Here is a 6193-nt window from a genome sequence, read left to right on the forward strand (position 1 = left end):
CCGGAAAAAGACTTGACCGCGCTCATGGAGCGCTTCCAGGCTGCGCTCTCAGAAAACAAGGTCACGGCCGCCGTGCTCGCCGTGGGGTGAGAAAATGAGGGGATGCTTGAGCTGCCGTATATGGGTTGACGAACACATGCAACGTATTCCACGTTCCAGACTCTTCGTTCTTTATGCGGTAGTAAAATAGAAAGGCTTCACGCTCTGTTTGCGGCCAATAGCTGAATCTGAGGTTCGCGTCCGCGGGAATTGCGTTTCGCGCCGCATCAACGATCTCCTCCAATGGACGCCATGCGTCGATGCCTTGGGGCGCGGCTGCCACGAGTCGAAGTTCTGGATTGAGCCATTCATCGATTTCTGTCCAGAAAACGAGCGTTGAGCCGGTGATCCCGATGATCGACAAAAAGAGACCGAGCGAGAGCCCCAACCATAGATGAGTCCTCCGCCAGATTTCACGCCAAGGCTTCAGCGTCATGCGCTTCGACAGGCGAAGGGGACGCGACGGAACGCCAACTCCAATCATCCCAGTGCTCTCCAAAAGCGCGACGCGGATCGAAGAGATTGCCATCACCGGCGCGCAAATTGACTGCAAATCATGCCGACTTTCAGTGGAGTCGATCGCTCGAACGGCATCGGTCGAGCGATCGGTTCGGCGTCCCTGGCGCCGTCGAAATGAAAGCGATGCGCCGAGGATCAGAACTCGGCGCGCAGCGAAACGAGAAAGGATCTCGGCGCTCCGGGCACGCTGCTCAACCGATTGGTGGCGCCGATGTAGTGCGTCGTGTCTAGAATATTGTTCACATTCACCTGCAATGTGAGCAGCTTCACCCATGGCATGCTCGCGGGCGTCATGCTGTAAGAGGCCATTCCGTTCAGCAGCGCATAGGCCGGAAGCTCGAATGTGTTGCCGAGATCGCCTTTGCGCTCGCCCACGACATTCACGCCGCCGGCGACGCTCAGGCCTCTGAGCTCGCCATCCGCTTCATATTTGAGCCAGACATTTCCCGCATGCAGAGGAACATTCGGCAGCCGATTATTGGTGTTGCCCGATCCGCCGCTCGCAGTATTGTCTTTCGTCACTCTTGCTTTCGTAAAGCTGTAATTGGCGATCAAGCTCCAATTATCGCTCACTCTACCTTGCACATCCACCTCGAGACCATTGCTCTCCGCCTCGCCGATCGGGCGAGAAAAGATTGTCCCGACAACGGCCGTGAGCACATTGGTCTTTGTGATCGCATAATATGCGGCCGACGCCGTCAGGCGGCCATCCAGAAGCTCCGACTTGACGCCTCCTTCGAACTGATGGGCCTTTTGTGGCGGAAGAGCGGAGCCGTTTTCCGCGACTCCATTGCTGACGCCGAAAGACTGCGAATAATTGGAGTAGAGGGACAGCCAGGAGAGAGGCTGGATCACGAGGCCGAGACGGGGGCTGAACTGGCTCGATTGAATGGTCTTGAACGCCAGCTCTGCTTGACCACGTGAGTTACTGTCGAAGCCGGAGCTGTATATCGCCGAATCCCATCTCCCGCCTAACAAAAGATGAATCTTGTCGTCCAGCAAGGAAATCTGATCCTGTCCGTAGACCCCTTTCCAACTCTCTTTGAAAAGATCGAAATTGTTCTGCTTCTGCGCATAGAACGCGGAAATGGCGCCATTCGAATAGGCGGGATTCCAGACGTTGATCGCGGGAACCGCCGGAGACGGGGCGTACCACCCGACACGGGAATATGAACCCTGGTAGTAGTCGGCGCCCAAGAGAACCTCATGCTCGAGCGGGCCAGTCGTGAACCTCCCTTGGAGGTCGAGGTTGGACGAGAGCGTTCGCTGACTGCCGTTCGGGATGAAATATTGGGATCGAGTGATATTTCCGGAGCTCGCGTTGAACCCTCTATTGATCGTGTCATTCTCGAAAAAATCTTGATTCCAATAGGTGAATCGGCTCACGACTTTCCATGCGTCCGTCAAATTCACGGTCGCGTCATAGCCGATGAAAAGACGCTCCTGTCGATTCGGCTGCACCAATGTCAGCGAGGGTTCCGCATAATTGCGATAAATCGGAACATTCGCGGGCCTTCGGCCGATTGCAGGTATCGAATTATATGCGTCGGAAGTGAATTTCAGGTTCTGATATTCGCCGTCGATATTGAGCGTGATTTGCTCGTTCGGCCGCCATGTGAGCGTCGGCGCGAGGAAGATGTTTTCCCGCTCGACGAAGTCGCGGTGCGACTCTGTGTTGAGATAGGCGCCGTTGAAGCGGTAGGCGAGCGTCTTTTCGGCGTTCAACGGCCCGGTCGCGTCGAACGACGTTTTCGTATAGCCGAAGGAGCCGGCCTGTTCCTGGATCGAATAATAGGGTTCGAACAGAGGACGCTTCGGCACGCGGTTCACGAGGCCGCCCGGCTCGATTCGACCATACAGCATCGCCGCCGGGCCTTTGAGCACCTCGATCGATTGCAGATTGGCGGTTTCGAGATTGGTCGTGTCGACGACTCTGAGACCGTTCCGATATGAGTTACGACCGACGTCGAAGCCCCGTATGACGAAGCGGTCGTAGAATTGGCTTCCCGTGATGGACATGCCGCTGATGTTGGCGACGACGCTATTCAGGACGGAGGTCGATTGCTGATCGTCGATCGTCTGGCGCGTCACGACTTGAATCGCCGTCGGCGTTTGCAGGATCGGCGTATTGGTCTTGCCGACCATGGCGGCGGTCTTTTGATCTACGGCGTAGCCGGTGAAGCGCCCGCCGAGGCCGGCGCCGTACTGACTCGAGCCGGGTCTCTCCCGAGAGGCGGCCCCTTGCCGCGCGTCGCGCGTCTCCGCGGCGATATCGATCGCCGGAAGCGCCTCCTGAGCGAGGACGGAGGACGCAGCGAGAGAGAGGGCGCCGATGGAGGCGCCGCGCAATAGCATAGAACGGAACATGTCATTCTCCTGGCGCGGCGTGCGAGCCGCGCGAAAACCGTGGGAGTCTTCCGAGTCATTCGTGTGAGATGGTCGACGTCAGGAGAAGTCCGGCGGTCCACGCGGCGGCGGCGCGAGCCGCCGGGCGAGCGCGGGCGCCTCCTCGAGCGAGGAGCGGCGGGTCGAGGCCGAGGAGAGAGGTAGGCGTCCGAGGGGGAGGTCGGGCGAGCGGGCGACGATCGGGAGGAAGTCGCCTCCGGGGCGGGACGAATAGATAATGCAACAGTCGTGACGACACGATCCCCGCGCCGGGTCCGGGAGGTCGCCACGCTCCCGCGAACAATGCTCGTCAGCGTCGCGAACGGCAATCGTCGCGTGATCGCGACCGAGGTCCGCGCGAGCGAGGGCGCCGAAGGTCACCCCCTGCAAAATCGCCAGAACCGAAAGAAACCAGCTCATCCGCCGCATGTTCGCCCCTTGCTCGCGCCACTTTACGGGAGCGCTGGTAACCACGCGGTCACATTTCGAGGGTTTTTGGGGGGCCGCGCTTGTCGAGCCGAATTCGATTTGATGTTGCGCCTCCGCAACATCCCCCTAAACTCGGCGCGGAAACGCTATCTGCCGCGGCCGGTAAAAAAGGACAGCGTCGTTCGATGCGGATTCTCATCGTCGAAGATCAACCCGATATAGCGACATTGATCGCTCGCAATGTCTCCAAATCCGGATTTGTCGCCGATCGAGTGGGCACATTGACGGACGCATCCGCTGCGATCAGAGACAATGATTATCCGCTGGTGCTGCTCGATCGCCGTCTCCCGGACGGAGACGGCATGTCGCTCATTCCGGAAATGAAGCGCACGAGGCCGGGCGTTCGCATCGTGATCGTCTCGGCCGCGAGAAAGATAGACGAGCGGGTCAGCGGATTGGAAGCCGGGGCCGACGACTATCTGACGAAGCCTTTCGCCGCGAAGGAGCTCATCGCCCGTATTCGCGCCTGCCTCAGGCGGCCCGGGGGAGAGCGGCTTCCTCCGATCACGATCGGCGCCCTTTCGGTCGATCCTAACTCCCATGAAGCCTCTATCCGAGGCGCACCATTCATTCCACCGCGTCGCGAATTGATATTGCTCGAAGCCTTGGCGAGACGCGCAGGGCGTGCGGTCAATTATCCTGTGCTGATCGAAGAGGTTTACGGATCCGAAGACGATTCGTGTCTCGGCGCGCTGAAAATGCTCGTCAGCCGTCTACGACAGAGATTGAACGATAAAGACGCCAGCGTCGAAATTCATGCGCCGAAAGGGATCGGCTATCTCATCAAGGAACTTAGACGTGATTGAGCTGCGGTCTCTGTCATCGAGACTTATCGCCTATTGGATAGTGGGCTTATTTTTTGTTTTGGTTCTGGCTCCGGTGCCTGCAATAGTGACCGTGTCGACGATTTTAGCCGGATATCAACATATTCCGCCCCTCAGTGGCTGGACGACGAAGAGATCGCGAGAGATCGTCCTGCGATCCCTTCACTTCGATGCGTCCGGACGAAAGTCGATCGAGCCAACCGACGAACTACGCCAATATAGGATGCGTAATCCAGAATTCCGCTTCGCGGTTATAGACGCGGAAACCAATTCGATCGTCTCCGGATCGTCGACGGAGCTGGGATCATATTTCGATCGAATGACTGTATTCGACGATATTTATTTTGGATTCCATTTGAGCGATGACACGAATAAACGTTCATATGGCTATCTGGTGTCGGAGGAGACGCCGAATGGTCGTTTGCGCGTTGCGACATACGGATCTTATTTTCAATGGGAAGATCTCATATTTCAGATGATCCACATCAACCGCAGTAGAGATTTCTTTTATTTTGTCGCTCTTTCGATAGCGATGGCGATCGTCGCGGCGGTCGTCATCCGACGCGGGCTCGCGCCATTGCACGCTCTCGCGACGCGCATCGCCGCGATCGATCTGAATTCTATCGATCAGCATTTTTCGGCGGCGGGACAGCCGACGGAGACGCTTCCCTTCATCGAAGCCGTGAACAAAGCATTCGAGCGCGTGAACGAAGGCGTCGCGCGTGAACGACGGTTCGCCGCAAATTCAGCGCATGAGTTGCGCACCCCGCTCACGATACTGCGGTCGCGAGTCGAGACATTGGACGAAAGCGTCGTAAAGCACGAGCTCGATAGGGACGTGCGTCGAATGCAGACGATCGTGGAGCAATTGCTGGTCCTCGCCCAGATGAAGGAGCGGAATTACTCCGAATCTCAGCCTATCGACTTAAATCGGCTCGTTCTCGCGATCGTCACGGATTACGCGCCCATTGCGATCGACAACCGCAAGAATATCGAGTTCGACACCCCGACCCATTCGATCATGGCGCGCGGACATGAGTGGGCCGTCGAATGCATCCTCACCAATCTCATCGAGAATGCGATCCGAGCGGAGCCCGTAGGCGGAACAGTTGTCGTTCGTCTCGAGAAGGACGCGACTATCGATGTCGTCGATCACGGAGGAGGTGTGGCGCCCGCAGATCGAGACATGGTGTTCGAGCCGTTCTGGCGCAGGGAAGAAATGTCGCCTGGGTCCGGGCTCGGTTTGTCCATCGTGAAGGAATTGGTTCAGCTATCGGGAGGCCGAATCTACATCGCGGATACACCCGGAGGCGGAGCGACGTTCAGGGTCATATTCGCCGCGGAGTAGACCCATGTCGATCCGGCCATGCATCGTGTCGATTTGCGGCGAAGTTCAGGCGAGAGGCCCCGCGGGCGATTCAGATGTGGAATATGAACAGGCGCAGGGTCTCGACGCCGATCGGCGTCCTGAAGCGTTGAAAAATTATGCTCCGCCAGGGTCAAAACCGGGCGCTCGCTCATATGATGTCGGCGCCACTCGATTTTTGCCGCCGACCGGGTCTCGAATCGATTTTGGCTTGCGATTATGGCGCGCCGCGGTTTGAGCAGCGAACCCGCGGTCTTTGCATGGATTTTCGCATCTCCAGCTTGGGATAGCGAACCACGACCTTCGGGGAGCGAAACTCGTCACGAGCCTGCAGCCGCGCCGCGCGGGATATGAACGTCTATGTCCAGCCGATCCGCTGCCGCGAATGTCCGCGAAATCCAGGGAAAGCGGACCCTGCGGTCGTCCATGGTGAATGACGGCTCATGGCGCAATCTCGCCGTTCGTGAACGCGAGAGGATCATCTCCATTGGCCGCGGCGCGCAAAGTTCCGCTTCGCGGAAAAGCTAACCCACATCCGTCGCACCCCAGAGCGCTCGACCGCAGGCCTGGG

General features: G+C 58.1%; 4 protein-coding genes. 2 read left to right on the forward strand and 2 right to left on the reverse strand.

Annotation, left to right across the window (positions count from 1 at the left end; translation table 11 throughout):
• Positions 1-61 precede the first annotated feature (61 nt).
• On the reverse strand, positions 62-568 hold the full coding sequence (locus FMZ75_RS20670; RefSeq protein ID WP_166146069.1) for a PepSY domain-containing protein: 507 nt from the start codon (positions 566-568) through the stop codon (positions 62-64).
• A 125-nt stretch (positions 569-693) separates the two neighbouring features.
• On the reverse strand, positions 694-2925 hold the full coding sequence (locus FMZ75_RS20675; protein ID WP_166146072.1) for a TonB-dependent siderophore receptor: 2232 nt from the start codon (positions 2923-2925) through the stop codon (positions 694-696).
• 632 nt (positions 2926-3557) lie between these two features.
• On the opposite strand from FMZ75_RS20675, the gene FMZ75_RS20680 reads away from it, so the two are divergent.
• Both FMZ75_RS20680 and FMZ75_RS20685 read left to right on the forward strand, forming a co-directional pair.
• Positions 3558-4238 (forward strand): response regulator transcription factor, encoded by a 681-nt coding sequence (locus FMZ75_RS20680; protein ID WP_166146075.1) that lies wholly within the window; start codon positions 3558-3560, stop codon positions 4236-4238.
• Entirely contained in the window at positions 4231-5604 is a 1374-nt protein-coding gene (locus FMZ75_RS20685; protein ID WP_166146078.1) for a HAMP domain-containing sensor histidine kinase, read from the forward strand. The genes FMZ75_RS20680 and FMZ75_RS20685 overlap by 8 nt, the downstream gene beginning before the upstream one ends.
• Positions 5605-6193: the final 589 nt, after the last annotated feature.

Source organism: Methylosinus sp. RM1 (assembly GCF_011378635.1).
Taxonomy (GTDB): Bacteria; Pseudomonadota; Alphaproteobacteria; order Rhizobiales; family Beijerinckiaceae; genus Methylosinus; species Methylosinus sporium.